Annotated in this window: 14 protein-coding genes; 4 read left to right on the forward strand and 10 right to left on the reverse strand. The window is 52.0% G+C overall.

Annotated features, from left to right (window positions below; genetic code table 11):
• Positions 1 to 62: 62 nt before the first annotated feature.
• Positions 63 to 713: a GntR family transcriptional regulator gene (locus ABT58_RS03880; protein WP_047873048.1), complete on the reverse strand. Its 651-nt coding sequence runs from the start codon at positions 711 to 713 to the stop codon at positions 63 to 65.
• 622 nt (positions 714 to 1,335) lie between these two features.
• Here ABT58_RS03880 and ABT58_RS23375 point away from each other — a divergent pair.
• Complete coding sequence (locus ABT58_RS23375; RefSeq protein WP_053062951.1) at positions 1,336 to 2,364, forward strand: M15 family metallopeptidase domain-containing protein; 1,029 nt, start codon at positions 1,336 to 1,338, stop codon at positions 2,362 to 2,364.
• A 135-nt stretch (positions 2,365 to 2,499) separates the two neighbouring features.
• On the opposite strand, the gene ABT58_RS03890 is transcribed toward ABT58_RS23375, so the two are convergent.
• The 3 genes from ABT58_RS03890 to ABT58_RS03900 are packed head-to-tail and all read right to left on the reverse strand — an operon-like array spanning position 2,500 to position 6,419.
• On the reverse strand, positions 2,500 to 3,345 hold the full coding sequence (locus ABT58_RS03890; protein ID WP_047873049.1) for a DmsC/YnfH family molybdoenzyme membrane anchor subunit: 846 nt from the start codon (positions 3,343 to 3,345) through the stop codon (positions 2,500 to 2,502).
• A gap of 1 nt (position 3,346) precedes the next feature.
• The gene (locus ABT58_RS03895) at positions 3,347 to 3,961 is read right to left on the reverse strand and encodes a DMSO/selenate family reductase complex B subunit (protein WP_047873050.1); all 615 of its coding nucleotides are present in this window, start codon (positions 3,959 to 3,961) and stop codon (positions 3,347 to 3,349) included.
• A gap of 10 nt (positions 3,962 to 3,971) precedes the next feature.
• On the reverse strand, positions 3,972 to 6,419 hold the full coding sequence (locus ABT58_RS03900; protein WP_047873051.1) for a DmsA/YnfE/YnfF family dimethyl sulfoxide reductase: 2,448 nt from the start codon (positions 6,417 to 6,419) through the stop codon (positions 3,972 to 3,974).
• Positions 6,420 to 6,761: 342 nt separating this feature from the next.
• Here ABT58_RS03900 and ABT58_RS03905 point away from each other — a divergent pair, with 342 nt between their 5' ends.
• Positions 6,762 to 7,421: a molecular chaperone TorD family protein gene (locus ABT58_RS03905; RefSeq protein WP_047873052.1), complete on the forward strand. Its 660-nt coding sequence runs from the start codon at positions 6,762 to 6,764 to the stop codon at positions 7,419 to 7,421.
• A 114-nt stretch (positions 7,422 to 7,535) separates the two neighbouring features.
• Here ABT58_RS03905 and ABT58_RS03910 read toward each other — a convergent pair whose 3' ends face one another.
• The 6 genes from ABT58_RS03910 to ABT58_RS03935 all read right to left on the reverse strand — a co-directional run bounded on the left by ABT58_RS03910 (position 7,536) and on the right by ABT58_RS03935 (position 18,382).
• Positions 7,536 to 8,237 carry a phospholipase D-like domain-containing protein gene (locus ABT58_RS03910; RefSeq protein ID WP_047873053.1) on the reverse strand — a complete coding sequence of 234 codons (702 nt, stop codon included), beginning with the start codon at positions 8,235 to 8,237 and terminating at the stop codon, positions 7,536 to 7,538.
• Positions 8,230 to 13,221 (reverse strand): DNA repair ATPase, encoded by a 4,992-nt coding sequence (locus ABT58_RS03915; protein WP_082210940.1) that lies wholly within the window; start codon positions 13,219 to 13,221, stop codon positions 8,230 to 8,232. The genes ABT58_RS03910 and ABT58_RS03915 overlap by 8 nt, the downstream gene beginning before the upstream one ends.
• 76 nt (positions 13,222 to 13,297) lie before the next feature.
• Positions 13,298 to 15,427 carry a peptidase gene (locus ABT58_RS03920; RefSeq protein WP_229821756.1) on the reverse strand — a complete coding sequence of 710 codons (2,130 nt, stop codon included), beginning with the start codon at positions 15,425 to 15,427 and terminating at the stop codon, positions 13,298 to 13,300.
• 78 nt (positions 15,428 to 15,505) lie between these two features.
• Positions 15,506 to 16,108, reverse strand: a complete 603-nt coding sequence (locus ABT58_RS03925) for a hypothetical protein (RefSeq protein WP_047873054.1) — start codon at positions 16,106 to 16,108, stop codon at positions 15,506 to 15,508.
• A 408-nt stretch (positions 16,109 to 16,516) separates the two neighbouring features.
• Positions 16,517 to 17,041 carry a phosphoribosyltransferase gene (locus ABT58_RS03930; protein ID WP_047873088.1) on the reverse strand — a complete coding sequence of 175 codons (525 nt, stop codon included), beginning with the start codon at positions 17,039 to 17,041 and terminating at the stop codon, positions 16,517 to 16,519.
• Positions 17,042 to 17,185: 144 nt separating this feature from the next.
• Positions 17,186 to 18,382 (reverse strand): MFS transporter, encoded by a 1,197-nt coding sequence (locus ABT58_RS03935; RefSeq protein WP_047873055.1) that lies wholly within the window; start codon positions 18,380 to 18,382, stop codon positions 17,186 to 17,188.
• 146 nt (positions 18,383 to 18,528) lie between these two features.
• Here ABT58_RS03935 and ABT58_RS03940 point away from each other — a divergent pair, with 146 nt between their 5' ends.
• Positions 18,529 to 19,455, forward strand: a complete 927-nt coding sequence (locus tag ABT58_RS03940) for an AraC family transcriptional regulator (RefSeq protein WP_047873056.1) — start codon at positions 18,529 to 18,531, stop codon at positions 19,453 to 19,455.
• Positions 19,456 to 19,781: 326 nt separating this feature from the next.
• On the forward strand, positions 19,782 to 23,084 hold the full coding sequence (gene pulA / locus ABT58_RS03945) for a pullulanase-type alpha-1,6-glucosidase (RefSeq protein ID WP_047873057.1): 3,303 nt from the start codon (positions 19,782 to 19,784) through the stop codon (positions 23,082 to 23,084).
• Positions 23,085 to 23,120: the final 36 nt, after the last annotated feature.

Consider the following 23,120-nt stretch of genomic DNA (forward strand, 5'->3'; position numbering starts at 1 on the left):
GCACCACGGAATACCGTGCACTGGCTTAATTTTTCCGTTTTACGCGGATTAAAATAGGTCTGTTACGCGTTTTTCAGCGCGCTGCCCATTTGAGTAAACGGCGTAATATTGGCTTTGGCTTCTTGCCACGCACGATCGGTATCGCCGCTGCAAATGGCATCGATCATCGCCTCATGGCTCAGACCACTTTGTGCCAAGTCGTAATCTTGGTGTGTCATGCTCAGGTAACTTTGCAGCTGGTTCGCGATCTGGCTGTAGATCTTTTCCATGCGCTTGCTGTTACTGACTTCAACGATCTTCTTGTGCAGATTAAAGTCCGCTTCACTGATCGCCTGGCTGTCTGTCGGGGTCGACGCACACAGCGCACAGTATTCCTGATACAGCTGGCGTAGATCTTCTTTGTCTTGATCCGACGCTTTCTCGGCGGCCATCGCGGCGGCCTGGCTTTCTAAGGCCACACGCAGGTGGTAAAGCTCCCACAAGTCATCGTCTTCAAGGGTGATCACCTGCCAGCCGACATACGGTTTTTGTACAATCAGCCCTTCATGGGCCAATGAGTTTAACGCCATGCGCACCGTGCTGCGGGACAGTTCGAGATCTTTGGCCAGTGTGCTTTCGACAATTTTCTCGCCTTGTGCCATGTCGCCATTCACAATTTGCTGGCGTAGGTAGTCGGTGGCTTGTTCTTCTAAGCTTTGTTTATTGATTTTCATTGTGATTGAAGGATCTCTCGGGCGTCATGCCGTTTTTTTGCCGAATGCTGTCCTTAGAGGTGGCGGATGATCTGGCCGCTACCTATCAAGTCGCTGTTGCCGTCATCATACCAGAAAAATATTTTTATCCGCATGCAGCAAGACAGAAAAGACCCGATCTTTCGCTGTCATGCCGGGAAAATATGCGATAAAAGCATGCCGCAGGTCACATTTTTAGCACGAAAGATCATGCTCATCGCGAGGGGATTGATTTTGATCAAGCCACAAGCGGATTATCGGCGTATATCTGTCGATTGTCCATCAATCTGCAATGTATGTGTGTCAGCGAGTGCGTATGCGCTAAGCCGACAAAATCTTGCAAGGTTGAATGACGGAACACGGAAATACTGGAACACGAGAAACGCCGCTGAGTGATCAGCGGCGTTTTTTGTTGGTGGGTAGAGAGAAAAGCGAATAGGTGGTTGATTCGCGAAATGGATTTAAGATTTTTTCACTCTTTGCATTCTGTTAAGTCGGGAGTTTGAATAGCGTCGAAATCCCATGTTGTGCTTTTGACGGCTGGCGGTAATGGGTGAGTGAAAAAAATATACTCGAGCTTATTTTTATCAAAGCGATTGAGTATATGCCTGATTCTCCGATGCGATTTAAGCTGTCTGGCTCCGTGGGTTTGCGTGGCCGAAATCTCCCGAATGATATTCGTACGGTGCAAAAAGCCCTGAATAATCATCTGTTATACCTCAGCCCGTTACAGCGACTGGCAGAAGACGGCACATTTGGTTCTAACATCCACCGTTCGAAAACGCTGGAAGCGATTAAGCTGTATCAAAAAGAAGTGGTTGGCCTGAAGCATCCCGATGGCCTGATCTCGGTCAATGGTCCCACCCACCGAGAACTGAACGGCCTTGTTGGTTTACCGAAAAAAATCCACACTTTTACCTTCCACGATTCCGACTATCAACTGACCCGTCCTGTGACCACATTGGCAGAATGTCTGGCCACCATTCCGCGATTTGTTCGAACAGAATTACATGTGCGTTTGATGAATGTGATCACTTACATGCACTACCACGGGATTGCGATGGGGGTGTTGCCGGGCATTGGCGCGGGATACCGGACTTTTCAGCAACAATACCGGGAAGTGAGCACCAATGGCCCGGGTGAATCGGTCCATAACTATGGCCTGGCTGCCGACTTAGGGGTGTTGGAATGGGGCGATCGCAATGGTAAGGCCTATTTTTCTGATTACCGCTTAGAGCAGATGGGTAAAATGCCGGAATACGCCGGGTTACCTGCAAAAATTTGGCATATCCGTAATCGGGTTGAGCCTATTTTCCTGTATCCGCACCCACCGGGGAAAAAGGATCCCGCTCACCTGCAATTGTTCAGCACCAAATACAGCGGAAAGCGATTGCTGATCCGTACGTTAGAAGAAGTGGTGAAAGGCACGGGCGTACAATACCGTGAAGGTAGCCATGGGTATTATGAGTGTTATTTCCCGGATATAGACAAGTGGGTGATGATTGGTACCGCACGAATGATGTGGTCGGGCACCATTAAAAATGCTAACGCGGCGCAAACAGCGATGGTGCAAGATCACATGAGAAAGAGCGAGCAAGTGGCACGTTGGATCAAGCTCTATCATCGTTTTTAATGCGGATTCTGGTTTGGCGCATACGCCGTCTGTGCGGGTAAGCATGATCCGTGCTTGGTGTGGTGCCAGATAAAAGAAAACGCCCCGAAGGTATGACCTTGGGGCGTTTTTTATGCTTGATTCTAGTTTCTAGCTTCAGATGCCTGTCGTCATGTGCAGGCCGTAGAACACCCCGCGACCGACCAATTCAGACATCAGCACCAGCGCAAAGCTCAGGCCCATCACCGGTACACCCGGACGGCTGTTCATCAGACGAGGGATAAACCACACCGCCAAAGCTGCCAGTAGCAGGCCAACACGGATGATTTGCAGCTGCGCCATGTTCGGGATCAGTTCGGCTGCGCTCGCCACCGAGGTGTGAATCGCATCCAGGCTGATCATTTGGCTGACCAGTGCGGTCAGGCTCACCGCGACAGCGATAGCGCCGATGATTGGCAGTGCGGTATCCAACGCCTCGATTTTGTGTTTTGCCGCCGTTAATAGCAGGTGACCCAAAATCAGCCCTGAAATTACCGTGGTCATCATAAACGCCAGTGGCGTGTAGGCGGTGTTCCACGTCGGGACGGTGTCAATCAGGTACACTTTGATCATCGAGTACATGAACGCCACACCCACGGCCATCGCTGCCATCAGCAAGACTTTACGCAGGCTTTCCGCGCCTTTGTCCAGCATCTCCAGCAGCCAGTAACCGCCGCCCAGTGCGAAGAACAGGCTGCCGGTGAAGATTTCATTCGACAACCAAGAACTGCCCACCTGATTCAGTGCATTCAACGCACGGAACGGGCTGCCCAGGTGCATGGTGGATGCGGTAAAGCCCAGTCCCATCAGTACCCAAACGAAGAACATGCCTTTGTGCAGACGGTGAGACACCCCCACGCACAGTTTGCCGCCCAGAATAACAGCGCCCAGTAGTAAAAACGCGCCGACAGCGGTTTGTGCCAATACCGTGAACAGAATCAACGGCCACTCATGCCATGCCATGTTATACCTCCTTCGGGTTTGCCAAGAAGCCGCTTTGATCACCGGTTGGGCGGGCATGGCGGTTCGGTTTGATAACGATGTTCGGTTTGGTTTTCAGCGATGACGGCAACGGCGCGACATCGGCATTGGTGCCGTATTTTTCACGCAGTTCGGCAATCGGACCGAATTCCAGTGCACGGAGCGGACATGAACCGACACAGATCGGCTCCAGCCCTTCTGCCACACGCTCATAACAGCCGTCACACTTGGTCATGTGACCTTTTTCTTCGTTGTACTGTGGCGCGCCGTAAGGGCAGGCCATGGAGCAGTACTTACAGCCGATACACACATCTTCGTTCACGACCACAAAGCCGTCTTCACGTTTGTGCATCGCGCCTGACGGACATACCTTGGCACAGGCCGGTTCATCACAGTGGTTACAGGCGATAGACAGGTAGTAAGAGAACACGTCCTGACGGAATGTCGCGCCTTCTTTGATCCAATTCCCCCCGGTGTATTCATACACACGGCGGTAGTTCACACCCACGTTCAGATCTTTGTTGTCTTTGCACGACAGCTGGCAGGTTTTACAGCCGGTGCACTTACTTGAGTCGATATAAAAACCGTATTGTTTCATGGTTTACACCTTATGCCTTGTTCACCAGTTGCACGTCCACCAGGTTGGTGTGTTGCGGGTTGCCTTTTGCCAGCGGGCTTGGACGCTGAGTCGTCAGTACGTTGATACAGCCACCGTGGTCGATCTTCTGACCATCCGGGGCATACCACGCACCTTCACCCAGCGCCACCACACCCGGCATCATGCGAGGGGTCACTTTGGCATCGATGTGCACTTCACCACGGTCATTGAAGATGCGGATCAGATCGCCGTTTTTGATCCCGCGTTCTTCGGCATCCAGCGGGTTGATCCACATTTCCTGACGCGCCGCTTCTTTGATGATGTCGACGTTGCCGTAGGTTGAGTGACAGCGGGCTTTGTAGTGGAAGCCGGTCAGCTGCAACGGGTATTTGCTGCGCATTGGGTCATCCCAGCCTTCGGCGGTCGAGACATGCACCGGCAGCGGGTGGATCACATCGCCTTCCGGCAGTTCCCATTCCTGTGCGATGGTCTCTAAGCGCTCAGAGTAAATCTCAATCTTGCCCGATGGGGTGCTCAGTGGGTTCGCTTGCGGATCGTCACGGAACGCCTTGTAAGCCACGTAATGGCCGTTTGGATCGTTACGTTTCACGATGCCCAGTTTACGCACGGTCTCGTAGTCAGGCAGGCTCGGATCGTTATCACGGGTCAGCTTGTACAGGTGACGCAGCCAGCCTTCCTGATCGCGGCCTTCAGTAAACGCTTCTTCCACGCCCAGACGCTTCGCCAGCTCGGTACAGATCTCGTAGATACCGCGCGCTTCAAATTGCGGTTCAATCGCTTTGTCCGCAAAAATGAAGTACGGCATGTTGGCCGCTTTGGTATCCATACAGAAGTCCGCCTGCTCAGAGGTGGTTAAATCTGGCAGTACGATATCGGCGTATTTGGCCGAAGAGGTCATGTGGTTGTCGATCACCACAATCATTTCACACGCCGAGTCATCCTGCAGGATGTCGTGGGTACGGTTGATGTCTGAGTGCTGGTTGATCAGACAGTTACCCGCGTAGTTCCAGATGAACTTGATGGGCACATCCAGCTTGTCTTTGCCACGCACACCGTCGCGGGTCGCGGTCATTTCCGGGCCGCGCACAATCGCATCGGTCCACAGGAACATCGAAATCGCGGTTTTCACTGGGTTTTCAGGCATCGGGAAGCGGACAAACGGAATGTTGTAGTCCGATTCACGTGCGCCGGTGCCGCCACCGTTGATGCCCACGTTACCGGTCAGCAATGCCAGCATCGCAATGGCACGTGACGCGATTTCACCGTTCGCGGTACGCTGCAAGCCCCAGCCCTGGAAAATGGCACACGGTTTAGCCTGGCCGATTTCACGCGCCAGCTTAACGATGATGTCGACCGGAATACCGGTGATCGGTGAGGCCCAGGCCGGTGTTTTTTCGATGCCGTCTTCACCGCGTCCTAAAATGTAGGATTTGTAATCAGAGTTGGCAGGCGCAGAAGCCGGCAGGGTTTTCTCGTCGTAACCGACACAGTAAGTATCCAGGAAAGCCTGATCGACCATGTTTTCGGTGATCAGTACATGTGCGATAGCCGCAACCAGTGCCGTATCTGTCCCCGGACGAATTGGTACCCACTGATCTTCACGACCGCCAGCGGTGTCGTTGTAACGCGGGTCAATCATGATCATCTTGGCATTGGAGCGCGCTTTGCTTTCCATCAGGTGATGGATCAGGCCGCCGCCTGACATGCGGGTTTCTGCCGGGTTATTACCGAACTGTACGATCAGCTTGGTGTTTTCCAGATCAGAGAAACTGTTGTTGTTGGCCCAACCGCCGTAGGTGTAGTTCAGACCCGCCGCGATTTGCGCCGTTGAATAGTCACCGTAGTGGTTCAGGTAACCGCCGGTCAGGTTCATCAGACGGGCGATCAGGGTGCTGCCCGGAGGCCAGGATTTGGTTACAGTGCCGCCCAGCGTACCGGTGCCGTAGTTCAGGTACACCGCTTCGCTGCCGTATTCTTTACGAATGCGGGTCAGGTTGTTGGCAATCTCGTTGTAGGCTTCATCCCAGCTGATGCGTTTGAATTTGCCTTCACCACGCTTGCCGACACGCTTCATCGGGTATTTCAAGCGGTCAGGGTTGTACACGCGACGACGCATAGAGCGGCCACGCAGACATGCACGCACCTGGTGTTGACCATAGGTGTCGTCACCGGTGTTGTCGGTTTCTACCCACTTGATTTCGCCATCGACCACATGCATACGCAGCGGACAACGGCTACCACAGTTAACCGTACACGCACTCCAGACGACTTTTTCGTCTTTGGCGTTAGCCGGTGTGGCCGCCTGAACGGGGCTGGATTTAAACGGTAGGCTGATGCTACCTGCCACTGCAGCCACTCCACCCAGCACAGAACTGGACTTAATAAAGTCCCGGCGGGTGAATTTGGGTGTCAGCAGCTTTTTTAGTTGTGATTTCATGACACGACATTCTCTTGTTGGTGGCAGGCCGCTCGATTGGCGGCGTTCTCTGACACACCATTTTCACCATGAGAACGGGGTTAACTTTGTCATTTGTCAATAAACCTTTTGGAAAACTAATATGCATATTACGCATTGTTAATTATTGTGAATAAGATCACTGAATCTATTTGTGTGATACTGCTATGTGATTGTTTTATATTTGATAATGGTTTTCATTTCTTGTCATAACATCGGTTTTGTTGTCCTGAGACAATATTTTCGTGTCAGAGATTCGCTAAGTTAGCGCTATCATACTGAAAGCCTTATCAGTCAATTTTGAATGTTCGGAGACAAGCAGACATGGAGCACATTGCCACTTTCGCTAAAGTGTTGGGCAGCCTTTTTTACTTTCCGGTGACCCACGAGAATAACCGCCAATTGTGCGCGGCATTGCGTGACCATGATGCCGAGCAGGCCAGTCCGTTCCATGACGTGCTGGTAGCGATGGATAAAGAAACACCAGAGGCACTGGCGGAAGATTTTCAGCAGTTGTTTGAAGGCTGCGAAGTGATGCCGGCGCCACCTTGGGGCTCGGTGTATCTGGATAAAGAGCAGGTGATTTTTGGTGAGTCGACGGTGGCGTTTCGCCATTTTCTTACCGCGCAGGATATGGCGCTGGATACCGGCATGCGTGAGCCGGAAGATCAGTTTGGCCTGATGTTGCTGGCGATGGCTCAGTTGATTGAAGGGGCTGATGCTTCACAAGACGACGAAGCGGAGAGCAATGAGGTCGAGAGCACTGAAGCCGCATCGGAAACGACGGAAGCCCAGCGAGCAGCGGCATTGGATGCCTTGTTGCAAACCCATTTGTTGCCTTGGGCCTATCGCTACCTGACCTTGGTGCAGACTCATGCCCAAACCGATACCTACCGTTTACTGGCAGAACTGGCGGAAGCGTGGCTGCAAGTGATTCAGGAAGAGCGTGAGATCACACCGGATGTGATGAAGGTGTATTTCTAGTTTTGCAGATAAAGCCTTAACGCACGAAAGCTCAGCGTATAAATATCCAGCAAATAAAAAAACAGGGAAGCGAGTGGCTTCCCTGTTTGCGTTGGGTGTTATTTTTGTGGCGCGTTATCCGTGATAATCCGGGAATCGACGCCATAACCCCTCAAAGTGGGTGCAAAATGCATCGATATGGCGTTTATCATCGGTTAAGGTCAGATCTTCCTCGTTGTATCGGGAGGCACTGCGCGTCCAGTTAAAACTGCCGTTGATCAAGCGGGCTTGATCGAAAATCGCAAACTTGTGGTGCATGTGATAATCGGTTTGATCCACTTTGACCGGAATGCCTTGGCGAACCAGAAAATCAATGTCACTGCCCCGATCGTTCACCTTGTCGTTATCGGTGATGATGCGCACTTTCACGCCCCGATTGTGGGTATCCAGAATCACCTTGGTCAGGTTGTCATCGGCAATGGTGAACACGCAGATATCGACGGTGGCAGCGGCATGTTGCAGCTGGTGGCAAATCCCGTCAAAACAGTCATTCCCCGGTGAGAACCAAGATTCCGCCAGCAAGCCGGTCGGTTGCGGGCGGGCGTTATCAAACTGCTTCACCACATGCTCCAGCCATTTCAGCACAACCAGCGGCTCGCCGCCGTCACGAATATGCTGTTGCACATACCCAAACGCGCGATTACGCAAGAAGGCGAGATCATCGGCCTGGACCTTCGCGGCGTCTAACTGTGCCGCCAGTTCACGGCGTTCGTTGTTGTCGAGTTTGTGATCCTCGAAACTGGCTGCCAGTGTTTTCTCGAGCGTGAATTTATTCATGATGGCCCTTCCTTGTGGCGTTAGCATGATCGCGTGACGTGTGGTTGCTAAGTAATGTATTGGCGACTTGGGTGAGGTTTTGGTTCAGGGTGACCATCTGCTGCACCATTTGGCCGGCGCGATCGCTGTCATCCCCGGTTTGTTGCTGGCGGCTGTATTCGTTCTTGATTTGCTGCCAGCGCTCACGTTGCTCAGCGGTCATTTCGCCACGCAGTTCAGCCAGCTTCAACAAGTTCTCTTCGGTGCCGTTGGTCAGGGTCTGTGCTTCCCCCTGGTAGTGATCCTGCAACAGGGTTTGCAGCTCCTCATCGGTCATCACCGACGAGATCTTCTCGGCCAGTTTGTTCATGTTACGGTAAGAGCCTTGCAGCTTGAACGGCGGCTCCACGCGGTATGCATCGGCTGTCGCGGCAGATGCGATGTACTGCTGGTTCACCTTCAGTACCGTCTGCTGCACGATCAGCATGCGTTGCAGGGTGGCGACAATGTCGTTGGCTTCGGTAGCAGAATACGGATGGCTCAGGCTATTGAGTGCCACGTTTTCCCCTTGCGCCATATCGATCAGGCGGTAGAGATCGTTCAAATCGCGGGTCGCCAGCGGCGCCAGTACCGGGTTGGCGGTCAGTGAGTTTTCAATGAACGACAGTTCAAAGGCGTTCTTCTGATCTGACAACATGTCACCGAGGTTATAAATGTCCGCACGGTTCGCCAGCATGTCCGGGATCTTGAACACATCACCGGATTCGGTATACGGGTTACCGGCCATCACCACGCCAAATTTCTTGCCGCGCATGTCGTAGGTTTTGGTTTGCCCACGCCATGTCCCTTCTACGCGACGGGTGCCGTCACACAGCGAGATAAACTTCTGCAAAAACTCTGGGTGAGTGTGCTGAATATCATCAAGATACAGTAGGACGTTATTACCCATTTCAAACGCGAGGTTGATTTTTTCCACTTCACGGGCCGCATTTTGATCCGGCGCATCACGCGGGTCAAGCGAGGTCACCTGATGCCCCAATGACGGGCCATTGATCTTCATGAATACCAGCCCTAACTTGTGGGCAACGTATTCGATCAGGGTGGTTTTACCGTAACCCGGTGGTGAGATCAGTAGCAGCATGCCCATCAAGTCGGTGCGTTTGTTTTCGCCGACGGTGCCCATCTGCTTGGCAAGGTTGTCACCAATCAAAGGCAGGTAGCTGTCGCTGATCAGTTTGTTACGCACAAACGAGGTCAGCGGGCGCGGCAAAAATTCATTTAGGCGCAGCTGTGTTTTGGCGTCGCTCAGCAGGGCCGCCCGCTGTTCCAGATAGGCATCATACTGAGGAAGTGTGTGATGCTGGTGGTGGGCACAGCGCTGCAGGAATTCATCCAGCACCACGGTGAGCGTACCGTTATCTAATCGCGCATGTTCACCCAGTAAGCCTTTCACGGTCGTCATCAGTGAAAATTCCACCGCTTTAACGCTCAGTTGTGCCACTTCCTCTTCTGAATCTTGGGTGTCAGACTGCAAGGTGGCCAGCACGGCGGCTTCGGTAATGAAGGCTTGGGCGGTGTGATCGCCTTTTTCTGCCGCTTGATGCGCCGCATAAGCAAACAGCCATTGTTGGTGATCGGCAAAGGCCTCGTGGGCCGGTTGAGTGGGGTTGCTCCAGCCTAAGCTGCGACGGAATGACAGGTAAGTTTCGCTCAGCTCTAACGCATCACGGCTGATGTCGACCGGCAGAATAGACGCCGCCCCTTCATCGGACAAAATAGCGATGGCGTATTCTGCGCATTGCTCTGGGATCGCATTAGCTTGTGGCGTAATGTGTGCAAGCAGGGTGGTTTTGACGTGATCAAAGGCGGTGTTTGAGCCTAAATGTTGCTGCATCAGTACCGCATTGCGGGCTTGCTGACACCACACCAAGTAGTCCTTGTAGCCCAGCGCGGCAAGCCACAACAGCACCGAGGCGCGTTCCGCCTGACCAAAGCGCAGTAAACCGGCTTGTTCATAACAGGGCAGCAGAGCGGCGAGGATCTTCTCGGCATCGTGATCGTGCACGCCTTTGACATAGCCTTCACGGTAGCGAGGCGCGGCAAAGGCCTGAATCACGGCCAGTAGGCGGTTTTCTTTGCGGGCGGTTTGCAGCTCGGCGACGGAATAGCCATCAACCCGGCGCTGGGCCGCATCCAGCAGGGCATACGCGAGGTATTCTGCGCGGTAGACGGTCGGGCTTTCCGAGGCCACATCCAGCGCGGCCATGTCTTGCAGGGCCAGGAACTCGGCTGATTCAACCTGCTGATAAAACTCGGTACCGGAGATATGCAGCGACAGCGCATCGTCATGGGTGACCATGGTGAGATCGAGCGCCTGTTTGTTCACACTGAAGCGGTGTTTGCCAAGGCGCAGTACATTGCCGCCTTGCTCAAAGATATCCTGATTATCACGCAATGCACGCAGGGACTGATCTTGTACCGCTTTGAGTTTACTGTCTACCGCATCGGCTTTCACACTGTCGCCCAATGAGCGCATGGTTTCTGCCAATTGGCGCAGCTTCAGCACCATGTTGTCGGTGGCAAAGAAGCTGTTGAGGCCAGCCATATCATCAAAGCGTGTTACGCGTTTTTCAATGCTGTTGAACGTTACCGTGGCAGCCTGATTGAGGTTTTGCACCCGGCGTTGCTGGGCGGTGATCAACTGTTGTTTATGGCCTTCCAGCGTGGACTGAATTTCATCCCGCTTGGTGTAAATCTCGGCCAAGAATTCATCGAAATCGGCAAAGCGGGATTCGAGTTTTTCCAGCAGGCCAACCAGTTTGGCCAGTTGCTCATCACACTGCTCCGGCGTTTGCGCTTGCTCCATCGCGCTGTTGACCGCTTGTGCCAACAGTTTGAACTGAGAGCTGAACTCGGCCTTGGCTTCGTTCCCGCGCAGGGCCTGATGTTTCTGGCGCAGTCGGGCTGAAGTGGCATTGAGCAGGGAAGAGACTTCGGTGGTCAGGTCGAGAATACGGGTGGCCTGGGTCGGATCATCCGTCTCGATTTCCGCCACTTCTTCGGTCACCAGTGCGAGCTCTGCGCGTACTTGCTCGGTTTGCGTTTGCAGCGTGTTGAGATCGGCGGTTTTATCGACCGTCTGTAGCTTGTCTTCAATCTCGCTGATCGCCTGCTTGTATGGGCGGTAGGCTTTTTCGCTTTGCAGCAATTCCAGCAAAATCAGGTTCATGGCCTGACGTTGCTCGGCCAGGTTATCCAGCATGGCTTCAACTGGCGCATCCGGCATGTAGCGGTACTGGCGCAGCGCCATGACGTTACCCACTTCGGCCTTGACCTCGGCCAGCAGGCCCAGCAGCACATTGGCTTCGTCACGCGGGGCCAGTTTCAGGCGGCCGATCAGGTTGTCGACGACTTGGGTTTCTTTGGCTAGCGCAGATTCGGCGTGTTGCTGTAACTGACGGACTTTGGCGAATTCATCAATGATGGAATCAGCGGTGCCCATCACCGCCGCCACCGCCGTATTGAGGCCCAGTGCGGCTTTGTTTTCTAGCCAGTCGTAGTGATCCAGTGTGGTCTGACAGGTTTTGAGCAGGGTTTCGAAGGCGTTCTGGCTGACTTCGTCACTTTGCGCCAGCTGACAAATGGTCAGCAAAGCGGAGAGGGCGCGCACCAGTTCGCTGTTGCCGAGGTTAGCAAGAAACGGATCGACCCCGTCTTTGGGCACCTGATTATGCAGGGCATACTGCTCCGGCATCATGAACGGTGTGTTCCAAATGCGCAGCGGGTGAATGGTGGAGGCTTCGGCGTTTTCCGATACGCGGAACATCAGCATTCGTCCGTCCGGGTACAGGCTGCACCCGTGGCTGTGCATAGGGGATGAGAAGTTCTTTTCAATCAGGTTGTAGACATAAATGACGTAATACCCTTTTTCGACGTTGAAAAAGTAGTACAGCACGTCTTCCCCGTTCGGGGAGGCCACTTTTTGGAAGAAGCGCAGATTTTCCCACTCGCCATCAAAGTGTTTGTGTTCACCGCCGGATAAGACATAACCTCGCGAATAGAGTAGGCCGTGGCCTTCCGGCAGGGCTTTGGCGCTGATGCTGATGGCATCGGTGCGGATCACCTGCTGGTTGATCGGGTTATAGATGAAATAGCGGGTGTGCTTTTCGCGGTTGGGTAACACTTTCAGAACGATAAGATCACCGACAAAGGCATAGCTGATTTCCGCATCGGCCACGCTTTGGTAGGCATCTTCAACCGGTTCCCGGTAGATCCCTTGGCCTTCTTCGGTATTGTTTTCGATCTTGATGGTGAGATCGCCGCCTACACATTCCACGAACAGTTTATCGGCGATGGACACATGCGGGTGTTCGCCATTGATGTGGTCATTACGACCGGTTGGGATCCAGTCAAAATCATGCTGTGGCGCATCGTTCAGGGAGACATGGCCAAGGCTGTCGAGATAACGGACTTGCTTGGTCGTGATCTCAAAGCGGAACACTTTTCGGTCTTCAGAGCGCATCCCCATTTGGAACGCGATATATAAAATCCCGTCCTGACGGGAGATCTGAGAAAGGCGCGCGTCTTTGTAATAGGTAAAAAGCTCGGTGAATTCATGAATGAACTGAGGATCATTCAGGAAACACGCGTCCAGCGAGACCGGATCAAGGCGGTACGTCCCGTCTGCTTCATTGAGGGTGTACACGCCAAACACATCACTCAGTGCCGGGCTGGCTTTGAGCCCCACATAAACGTGATAACCAAACAGGATTTGGCCGTTGACCTGCGCCATGTCGACCGGAATACAGCGTGCGTCGGTTTGGACGTTCGCTTTGCCGATCAGGGAAAATTCGCTGCCACCAAAGGTTTGCTGGCGCTTGAGATTAAATTGTTGAGAAAGATCTTTGAGGGTTTCACCTTGTTGGGAAAGGCGGGCTTTGAGTACTTCGTAAGCCCCTCCTTCGCTCACGGCATCATCAATCGCATTCTGCGTCGTGTCAGTCACTGTCTCATATCCTTAGAGAAGCACACCCTCTAAGTGAGGGTGTGCGGGGTAGTAATGTGAAGGGTTACTGGCTTGTTCAGTTGTCCAGTGAAGAGCCGTTACCGCGCGACAAGTTTTTCTTCAATGACGCAAGCAGTTCGCTCCCACTTTGGCTGTTCAGCATGTTGGCAATGGCGATGTTGCTGATATCCCCACTGTTCACATCGGTTTTCTCTAAGATGTCTTTCAGATCTTGTGGCAGGCTGCGCTCACCGCTGATGTAATCTTTTACCAGTGGCGACAAGACTTCAGACTCTTTGAAGCGGCTGTCCATCGCGGCAGATTCAATCACCGTACGGCGTAGCTGCTCCATGCCTTCTCCACCGAACAGTTTAATGTCAGCGGTAGACAGGGCATTGGCCAGTGCTTTGGCGCTTTCTTTCGACATTTCTTGCTGAGCCGTGATGCGTGCCATTTCCAGCTCTTTCTGCTGTTGTAGCTGCATAACCCACTTGTCGTGTTCACGGGTTTGATCGTCGTACTGTTTCGCGGCTTCAAAGCGAGCGGTTTGTGCTTCTGCTTCTGCCAGGCCTTTCGCACGCAGTGCTTCGGCTTCGGCTTCACCGGTTGATTGTAGGGTGTACGCTTGTGCTTCACCGGTTTCACGGATAGCAATGGCGCGCTCACGTTCCACTGCCACTTCCGCCATACCTGTTGCACTGATGTGTTCTTTCTCAGCCAGTGCCATACGCTCTTTCGCTGCGGCTTCGCGTTCCTGACGGATGTATTCCGCTTCGGCCGCTTTTTCGTTGGCGACGAATACCGCTTCCGCTTCTTTCGATTTCACGATGTAATCGGCTTCTGCTTGACGTGTCTTCACTGCCAGCGCATTTTCCGCATCACGGGTACGGATCTTCTGCTGCGTTTCGTTTTCAATCAGCATGCGCTCAGCTTTCTCTTTCGCCGCTTCCTTCTCGGCTTTGGCGATAACCAGCATTTCAAGCTGCTGAGATTCCGCTTCGGCTTCGGCTTCCACCAAGCGTACCTTCTTACGACGGTTGACTTGCTCTGTCGCGCGTAGGTTTTCGGTTTCTTCTTCTTCGCGAGCGATCTTACGTTCGATTTCCACACGCTGAGACTTGGTTTCCGCCACTGACTTCATGGCTTCTTCCACGGTGGTCTCTTTTTCCATCTCTTTTTGTGCTACTTCAGAGGCGGTGCGGACTTTCTCGGTTTCTACCGCACGGGTCAGCTCTTCTTGCTGAATCGCGATTTGACGCTGGTTGGCGATACGGGTCATTTCCACTTCCATATCGACACTTTCTTTGCGTTTCGAGACCGCTTCTTCGGTTTCCAGCTGGGCAAGGCGTTCTGCACGCTCGAATTCCTGACGCTTTTCTTCCGCTAACGCATGCTCTTGCGCCTGAATGATCTCGACTTCACGCTTGGTGCGGGCGATGCTTTCTTGTTCCTGCTTATCCAATTGCAGACGGTTGGCTTCCGCTTCCACGTCTTTCTTACGGATAGAGGTACGCTCATCCTGGCGAATGGCGTTGGTTTCGGTGTTTTTCACTGACGTGATAGAGGAAATCTTACGGATACCCTCTACGTCCAGAATGTTGTTGGGATCGTGCGCATCCAGTGCGGTTTGGTCGACCTTGTCGATCACCACGTCGTAGATTTTGAAGCCGTCCATTTCACTGCCAATCACATTAACCACCGCATCACGGAAGGTGCGACGGTTGGTCAGCAGTTCTTCAAAATCAAATTGCTTCACAGCGGTTTTCAGGGCTTCAGAAAACTTCGGCTGGAAGTGTTCCTGCAGGCGATCCAGGTTCGATGCCCCATTGGCGGTGATCAGCTTGGCCACGCGAACAATGTCATCTTCTTCATGGTTAACACCGATGTAGAAGTCGACTTTCAGGTCAGCGCGGATATTGTCTTTACAGTGCAGACCTTCGTATTCTTCCCCTTCCTGATCTTTACGACCACTTCGAATCACTGAAATCTTCTTACGGGTAATATCCATATATTCAGCACGATTGATGATCGGCCAAACAAAGGCACCGGTAAGCGATGCACGTGTGCGATCGACGCCGTTAATAATCAGGGCTTCACCTTCATTACGTACTTTACGGTAACGCGAGGTTAAAAAGAGCAAGATGACAACAAATAGCCCTACACCGATTAATATGAAAAAAATGCTGGGGGAAATTTCCATTTCCATTAACGACTCCTTCAGTTTGGATGGTATGTAGTAAATAAATTCAAGGTATTGCGGTTGGGAAAAATAAACGAATGAGAATTAGTCTGTGATCTTTGAAACCAGGTAACGTCCGGTATCTTCATTCTTCGACAAAATAAGCACTTCATCACCGTAGTGAATGTCTTCATTGATATTGTTGTAAATATCTATCTGTAGCTCATTGCCCGCGTCAGTAATAATGGCTTCGCCGTGTTCGTGGGTGACACTGGCACTGCGTACAAATGCGCGTTTTCCTTCAAAGGTCACGACTGCAAAACTGTTTTCTTTACATAACAGCGGCGCGAGCGGGCGCAGCAATTGTGCTGACACAAACAGCGCCACATAAAGAATAATGAGCAAAGCTACCCCGGTGATCACGGTGAGAATAAGGCCGTCAAAGTGACTCAACAGCACACGGTCGAGGTAGTAGGTGATAATGGTAGCGACAAAGGTGCTGATACACAGCGTGATCGGCAGAGGGATCTGCGCGATGACCGGGGGAAGAAACAGTGTGGTGGCCCAGGAGCCATCGATATCGCCATCGGCACCGGCTTCTGAGATATTTAACAGTAAATCAACCACCATCAGGATGGCAAAAATACAAAATGGAATAAAAAACACGGCAACGGGATAAGACAACAGGGCGGAGAAAAAAACATCCATATTCTTATTTTCCATCTTGGAAGGTCATGATTTAAGCCGTCAGTTTATCTGACAAAACTGTATCATTTAACGGGTTGCCTGATTTTTTAGAGTCTACTTCTCAAAAATTAATGTGACTGACATGTTGCTTAGTGACAGCATGAAAATAATAGTGTGCGTCTGATAAGGGAAAGAACAGAGACGATAATAGTGTTTTCTTTGTCAGTAATAATATCGTGTGCGGTATGCAGCATTGGCGTAAAAATGAGGGTTAAAGCGGAATAAAAAGAGGCGTGAAAAGCAAGGGGACAAAGAAGAAAAGTGATAGAAAAAAGAGATGAAAAGTATATAGAAAAGGAACAAATATAAGGGGCACTTCTCCCCTTATATTTTCGATGCAAATCTTATTTATATTGTTTTGTGGTGTATTTATTTGATGACTTTTGCGATGAATGGCAAATTACGCGATTGGTCGTGCCACGGCAGGCCATAGCCCACCAATAAATCATCACTGTCCATTTCATAGGCGTAATACTGTGGGATTGGAATGCTGACGCGGCCGGGTTTGACGAACAAGGTCGCAACAGCCAGTGACGCAATATCAAAGCCCGTTTGTAAGTGTTCAACCAGCCGTTTCATGGTGCCGCCCGATTCAATGGCATCATCAATCACAATCACGTGTTTTCCGGCAATGGCCGTGTGTTGGTGATAAAGAATGTCAGATGAGTTGTTGCGCTCGCCGGGGGTATGCGGGCAAGACAGGGTATCCATGCTGATGGGGAAGGTGAGCTGGCGCACCAGATCGGCGGTGAACAGGATCCCGCCCGGCACCACGGTGATCACCACCACCTCTTTGCCTTGGTAGGCGGTATTAAGTTGTTGGGCGACAGTCTGAACGCCTTGCTGGATCTGCTCGGTGGTGAGTACAACATCACCGGTGTGAGTGTGTGTCATGATGGCCTCGGGATAAATAAGTGAAAGAGTGGCGTTTTTCATTATAGGAGCGTCATTACAAGGCGCTTTATGATAGGAAGCTCATCTGTGATGACGCGCTTCCTTAATGTCATTACTGGTAGACGGTTTTAGTGGTAGACGGTTTTACAGCTGCTCAGTGGCCGTCGATAACGAAGCAGCTTCTTGGTTTGCACCGCGATTCAGTCGTTCTGTGGTCACCAGCATGATCATGCAGAAAGACAGTAACAGCAGCGGGAACAGGGCGAACGAGAAGGTCGTCATGGTGGCCCCCATCAATGGTGGCAACAAGGTGGTGCCGACATACGCACAGGCCATCGACAAACCGATCACCGCTTGTGACGCTTGCTTACCAAAACGCTGTGGCGTGAGGTGAATGGTATTCGGGTAAATCGGCGCACAACCAAAACCAATCAGGATCAAACCCACTTGTGCCATGGTCGCTGGCAGTGGCAGCAACAGGGCAATCACGCCGACTAAAATGGTCAGCAAGCCTGCACGGATCAAGGTCTCCCCTTTGAAGTGATCAGCAATAAAGCCACACATAAAACGGCCACCTGTGATGCCCAGGAAGTACATCGCGGTCCAGAAGGCGGCATCGGTTGCGGCAATGCCTTTTTCAACGGTCAGGTAACTGGCCGCCCACAAACCCGTACCGGCTTCCAGTGAGCAGTAGGCACAGAACATCAGCAGCTGCAGTTTCACGCCTTTTATCGACAGCGCCTGACGGTTGCTGACTGGTGAAGCGTCTGCGTTATCGTCACTCTGATCGGTATGTTTCACGCGCTGCCACAGTGGCAGGGACAAGAACAACACGGCAACCAACGCAAACTGGATGTAAGACAGGCTGGCATATCCATCACGCCAACCGGCCTGCTGGCTGAGGAACATCGCCATGATCAGCGGCCCTGCTGTTGCGCCCACGCCCCAGAACGAATGCAAATAGTTCATGTGTTTAGACTGGTAATGCAGTGCGACAAAGTTATTCAGCGCCGCATCAACCGAGCCGGCACCTAACCCTAGCGGGATCGCCAGCAACACAATCATCCATGCCTCGGTGGCAAAGGTAAAACCCAGTAAGGCCAGTGCGGTCATCAGTACACTGATCGCCACGACTTTGCCGGGGCCAAAGCGGTGAATAATTTGGGTCGACAGTAAGCTGGAAATCACCGTGCCGGCGCTGACCACCAGAGCAATCGCGCCCGCAAAGGCCAATGAGGCGTTTAAGTCATGGCGCATGACGGGCCAGGCAGAACCCAGTACCGCATCCGGTAGCCCGAGGCTGATAAAAGCAAGGTAAATAATGATAAGCAGTAAGAGCATGGAAAGCCTTTTCCTAGATAGTCAGTGTGAGAATGAGAGCTTGAACAAGGATTGCAACGATACGCCCAGCCAATGTGGGAAAACAGGCGTATACTGCCGGAAACTATAACGATCCTACCAAATTGGACGGCTGTGGATTTTCCATTATGCAGATTTACCATATTCAAACCGCCCCGGATGGCAAAGAGCTGACCCCGCATGGTTCGGAGGACTTTCCGTTTGCGTTTTATGACGAGCGGTTCTCAGAATTTGTGACCGGTGAAGTGCCGTGGCATTGGCACGATGAAATTGAAATTGTCTGGGTGGTGGAGGGCAGTACTCAGGTGGAATGCTTGGGCAGCTGTGACATTCTTCAGCCCGGACAGATCATTTTTATTAATGCAGGTGTGCTGCACAAGCTGAGCAATGTCGGCGATACCGACTGCCGCATTTTGAATGTGGTGTTTGATCCGCGTTTAATTGGCGGCACGCCATTGAGCCGCATTTACACCCAGTACGTCGCGCCGGTGATCAATAACAGTGAATTGCTGTGTTATGTGTTCTCGCCGCAGACCGCGTGGCAACAACAGGCGATCTTGGCTTTGCAGGCGATGTTTACGGTGTGTCAGCAAGTGCATGCCCCTGCTTCTGCAGCGGGAGTCGCACCGAGCGGGTATGAATTGGCGGTGAATCAGCATTTGCTGGCTTTCTGGCAGACCTTTTGTGTGCATGCGCCGACGATTATGGCAAGGCGACGGGTGTCTTCGACACAAGAGCGTCGCTTACAAACGGCGCTGCATTTCATTCATCAGCACTATGCGGACAAATTATCCATTGCCGCGATCAGTCAGGCTGCCTCCATCAGTGAAACCGAGTGCTATCGCTTGTTCCGGCAGACCTTAAAATGCTCGCCTAACCAGTATGTGTTGCAATACCGCCTGCAGCAGTCAACGGTGTTGTTGACCGAAACTCGCCAACCCATCACTGATATTGCTTATGAAGTGGGATTTAATTGCCCGGCCTATTTTGCCAAAAAATTCCGTCTGGCCTTTGGTAAAACACCCAAGCAATGCCGTCAGGAGAGTCAGGCATAAATAGCCAGTTGCTGTGCGAAAAAGAGTATAAAACGGGATGAATAACGGCTCACATCACTTTGTGAGCCACTCGTGCTTTTGTGCCTGATGGGTTGCGATGCCTTGTGTGTACAAAGCGTGATATTGCCTCAAACCCGATGCTATTTATCCCAAAGGTAAGTCACATTGGTGACCATCTTCACAGAATGTAGCCAGATGCATTCAGTATGTTCCCGCCATAATTATTCCAAATGCAAGACAACAGCACTCCCATGAGGGTGCGGAATACTTCCCCATAAAATCAAAAAACAAATCAACAATAGACAAACCAATAAAGGGAAATATCGGTGAAATTTACACTCTCTGCCGTGGCTAAAGCGGTGCTACCTCTGTGTTCTGCGGCTGTGCTTGTCGGCTGTAATAGCAACTCTTCGCACAATGATGCTGATGGGTATTTTGATACCACCAATCCGCCGGCGATTGATATTGCCTTGCCAAAAACGGACGGGCCACAAGCCACCTTGCCAAAAGCCGGTGCGGTGCCAGAGCCGATCACGGCGGGCGACAATGAAGCTGTGATTTATTTTGTCGATAAGTCAAATAACAAGGCGTTTGATCAATACAGTCTGCACGTTTGGAATAATGATACCTGTGATCGTGCAGAGGAAGTGAACGGGGAATGGGGCAATAAGACAATTCTGCCTGACGGCGTGGATGCACAAGGGCCTTACTGGCGTTTGCCATTGGTCGATGGAAAAACGGCGTGTATTAATTTCATCGTACGTGATGAAAACCTGAGTAACCTGACTGGTGACGCCAAGTTAGCATTCAATGAGATCAGCGATCGCACGGCGTCTTATTTGTCTGGCAGCACAGCAGCGTATGACGAGCGTGGTGATGCCTACGTGCAACTGTTCGGGATTGCCAATGCCGAAGCACACCTTGCAAGCAGCCATATCTTGCTGTGGGAAGGCGTTGAACACGCTGAGGAATTGCGTCTGTATGTGTCACTGGATGGTCAGTTACAGCCCAATGAGAAAGGCACGTATGACGCAGACTATGCGGTATTGACGCCTGTGCCAATGCCAGCCAGTGTTCGTGCCACGCAGCCGCATTTGATCGGTAAAACGGCGTACATGATTGATGGCAACATCGATATGCGCCCTATCATGAAAGCGCAAATGGCGGTGTTAGCGGTTGATAATACGGGTACCGTGATCAAAGGTACCAAAGTGCAGCCAGCGGTGGCGTTTGATCAGTTGTTTGCATCAGCGGCGAAAGATGTCGTGCTAGGCGCAGCTATCGTCGACAACAACACCCAATTTAATGTGTGGGCACCGTCGGCACAAAACGTGGTGGCTGTGCTGTTCGATGACGCGAAAAAAGAATTAGGCCGTTTGCAGATGGACTATGATGCCCGCTCCGGTGTGTGGTCACTGCTGACGGACAAAGCGCCAAGCGGGACGTACTACCGTTACCTGGTGGATGTGTTCCATCCGGTATCGGGCAAGGTGGAGCATTATCAGGTGACGGATCCGTATTCACTGAGCCTGTCGATGAATTCGGCCTACAGCCAGGTTATTGATCTCAATGATCCTGCGTTAAAACCGGATGGCTGGGATGATTTGAAGCGCCCTGTGCCACAAGATAACCCGGCGCAATTTGTGATTTATGAAGCCCATGTGCGAGATTTCTCTGCCCATGATGCCTCTACACCCGTCGCTGATCGCGGCAAGTTCAGTGCGTTTACACAAGCCGATAGTGTGCCGGTGAAGCATTTGAAATCCTTGAGCGATAATGGGGTGACCCACCTGCATCTGCTGCCGATTTTCGATATCGCGTCGATCAATGAAAATCCGGACGAAGTGGCGAACATTGATGAGCCATTCAGCAAGTTGTGCCAAGTAAATAAGGACGTCGCGGGATCAGAGTTCGGCCAATACTGTGACTCTGAATTACTGATTTCTGAGGTGTTTGATCGTGTTGCCCAAGACGATACCAAAGAGAACCCTGCGGTACAGGCGCTGAACCGGTATGTATCCAGCAGCGACAGCTTTAACTGGGGTTACGATCCGTTCCACTACACCGTGCCGGAAGGCTCTTATGCGACCAATGCGGAAGGCCCACAGCGTATTAAAGAGTTGCGTGAAGCGGTGATGGCGATGAAGCAAGACATCGGCATGAACGTGGTGATGGACGTGGTGTATAACCACACCAATGCAGCCGGTCCGGATGCCCGTACGTCGGTACTGGATAAGCTGGTGCCTTGGTATTACCAGCGTCTGAACCCAACATCGGGCAACGTGGAAAACTCCACCTGTTGTTCCAATACCGCGCCAGAGCGTGCGATGTTCGAGAAGCTGATCTCTGACTCGCTGGTGGTGTGGTCCCGTGATTATAAGATTGATGCTTACCGTTTTGACTTGATGGGTCACCACCCATTGGCGCAAATTCAGCGCTCACTGAAAGCGGTGCAAGCGGTGGATCCTGATACCTATTTCTACGGTGAAGGCTGGAACTTCGGTGAAGTACAGGATGATGCGTTGTTCATTCAGGCGACCCAAAAACACTTAGGCGGTACCGGTATCGGCAGTTTCTCGGATCGCTTACGTGATGCCGTCCGTGGTGGCAGCCCGTTTGATGGCGGTGATAACCTCCGTAAAACCCAAGGCTTTGGTAATGGTGCGTTGGTCATGCCAAATGACATCAGTACCGTGTCGAAGGAAACTGCGTTGCATCAGGCAGATCTGACGCGTCTGGGCATGGCGGGTAACCTGAAAGCCTTTAAGATGATTGATGCGACGGGCAAAACCATCACCGGGGCTGAAATGAATTACAGCGACCAAGCGGCGGGGTATGCGGACGATCCAACCGAGATCCAGAACTACGTGTCGAAGCACGATAACCAAACCTTGTGGGACAACAACCAATACAAGATTGGCTATGACGTGCCGATGGAGACCCGTGTGCGCATGCAAGCGGTATCGTTAGCGACCGCAATGCTGGGACAAGGTGTGCCGTTTACCCACATGGGCTCTGAGTTGTTGCGTTCTAAATCGATGCAGCGTGACTCTTATGATTCAGGCGATCGCTACAACAACGTGGACTTTACCCTCAATGACAACAACTGGGACAAGGGGCTGCCGCGTAAAGACAAAGACGGCGATAACTACGCATTGATCGAAAAAGTGATTGCTGATGCGGCTGCGAATGTGCTGCCTGAACCAACGGATATGGCGACTATGGTGGATTACTACGAGGAGTTAGCGCGTTTACGTCAGTCTTACCCGCTGATCACCTTGGGTAAAGGGGCTGAAGTCATCAAGCGTGTGGATTTCCACAATACCGGTAGCGATCAAATTCCTGGGTTGATCGTAATGTCGATTGATAACGGCAACACGTCAGGCGCCGATATTGATGCAAAACTGGATGGCTTGGTGATTGTGATCAACGCCACGCCTGAGACGCAGACGATCGCTTCACCTGCGGGGGCAACATTAGCACGCAGTGCGCATCACACCAGCACTTTGGCGAAAGACGCGACGTTTACCGATGGTAAGATGGTGGTACCGGCTTGGACGCCAGTGGTGTTTGAGTTACCGCGTCAGGCAAGTGGCCGTGCAGCCGGTCTGCCGGTGACGACGAAGTGAGCTTGATCGGTTAGCGATTTCGCGATAACAAAAAGC

This window comes from Photobacterium aphoticum, from assembly GCF_001029435.1.
Lineage (GTDB): Bacteria > Pseudomonadota > Gammaproteobacteria > Enterobacterales > Vibrionaceae > Photobacterium > Photobacterium aphoticum.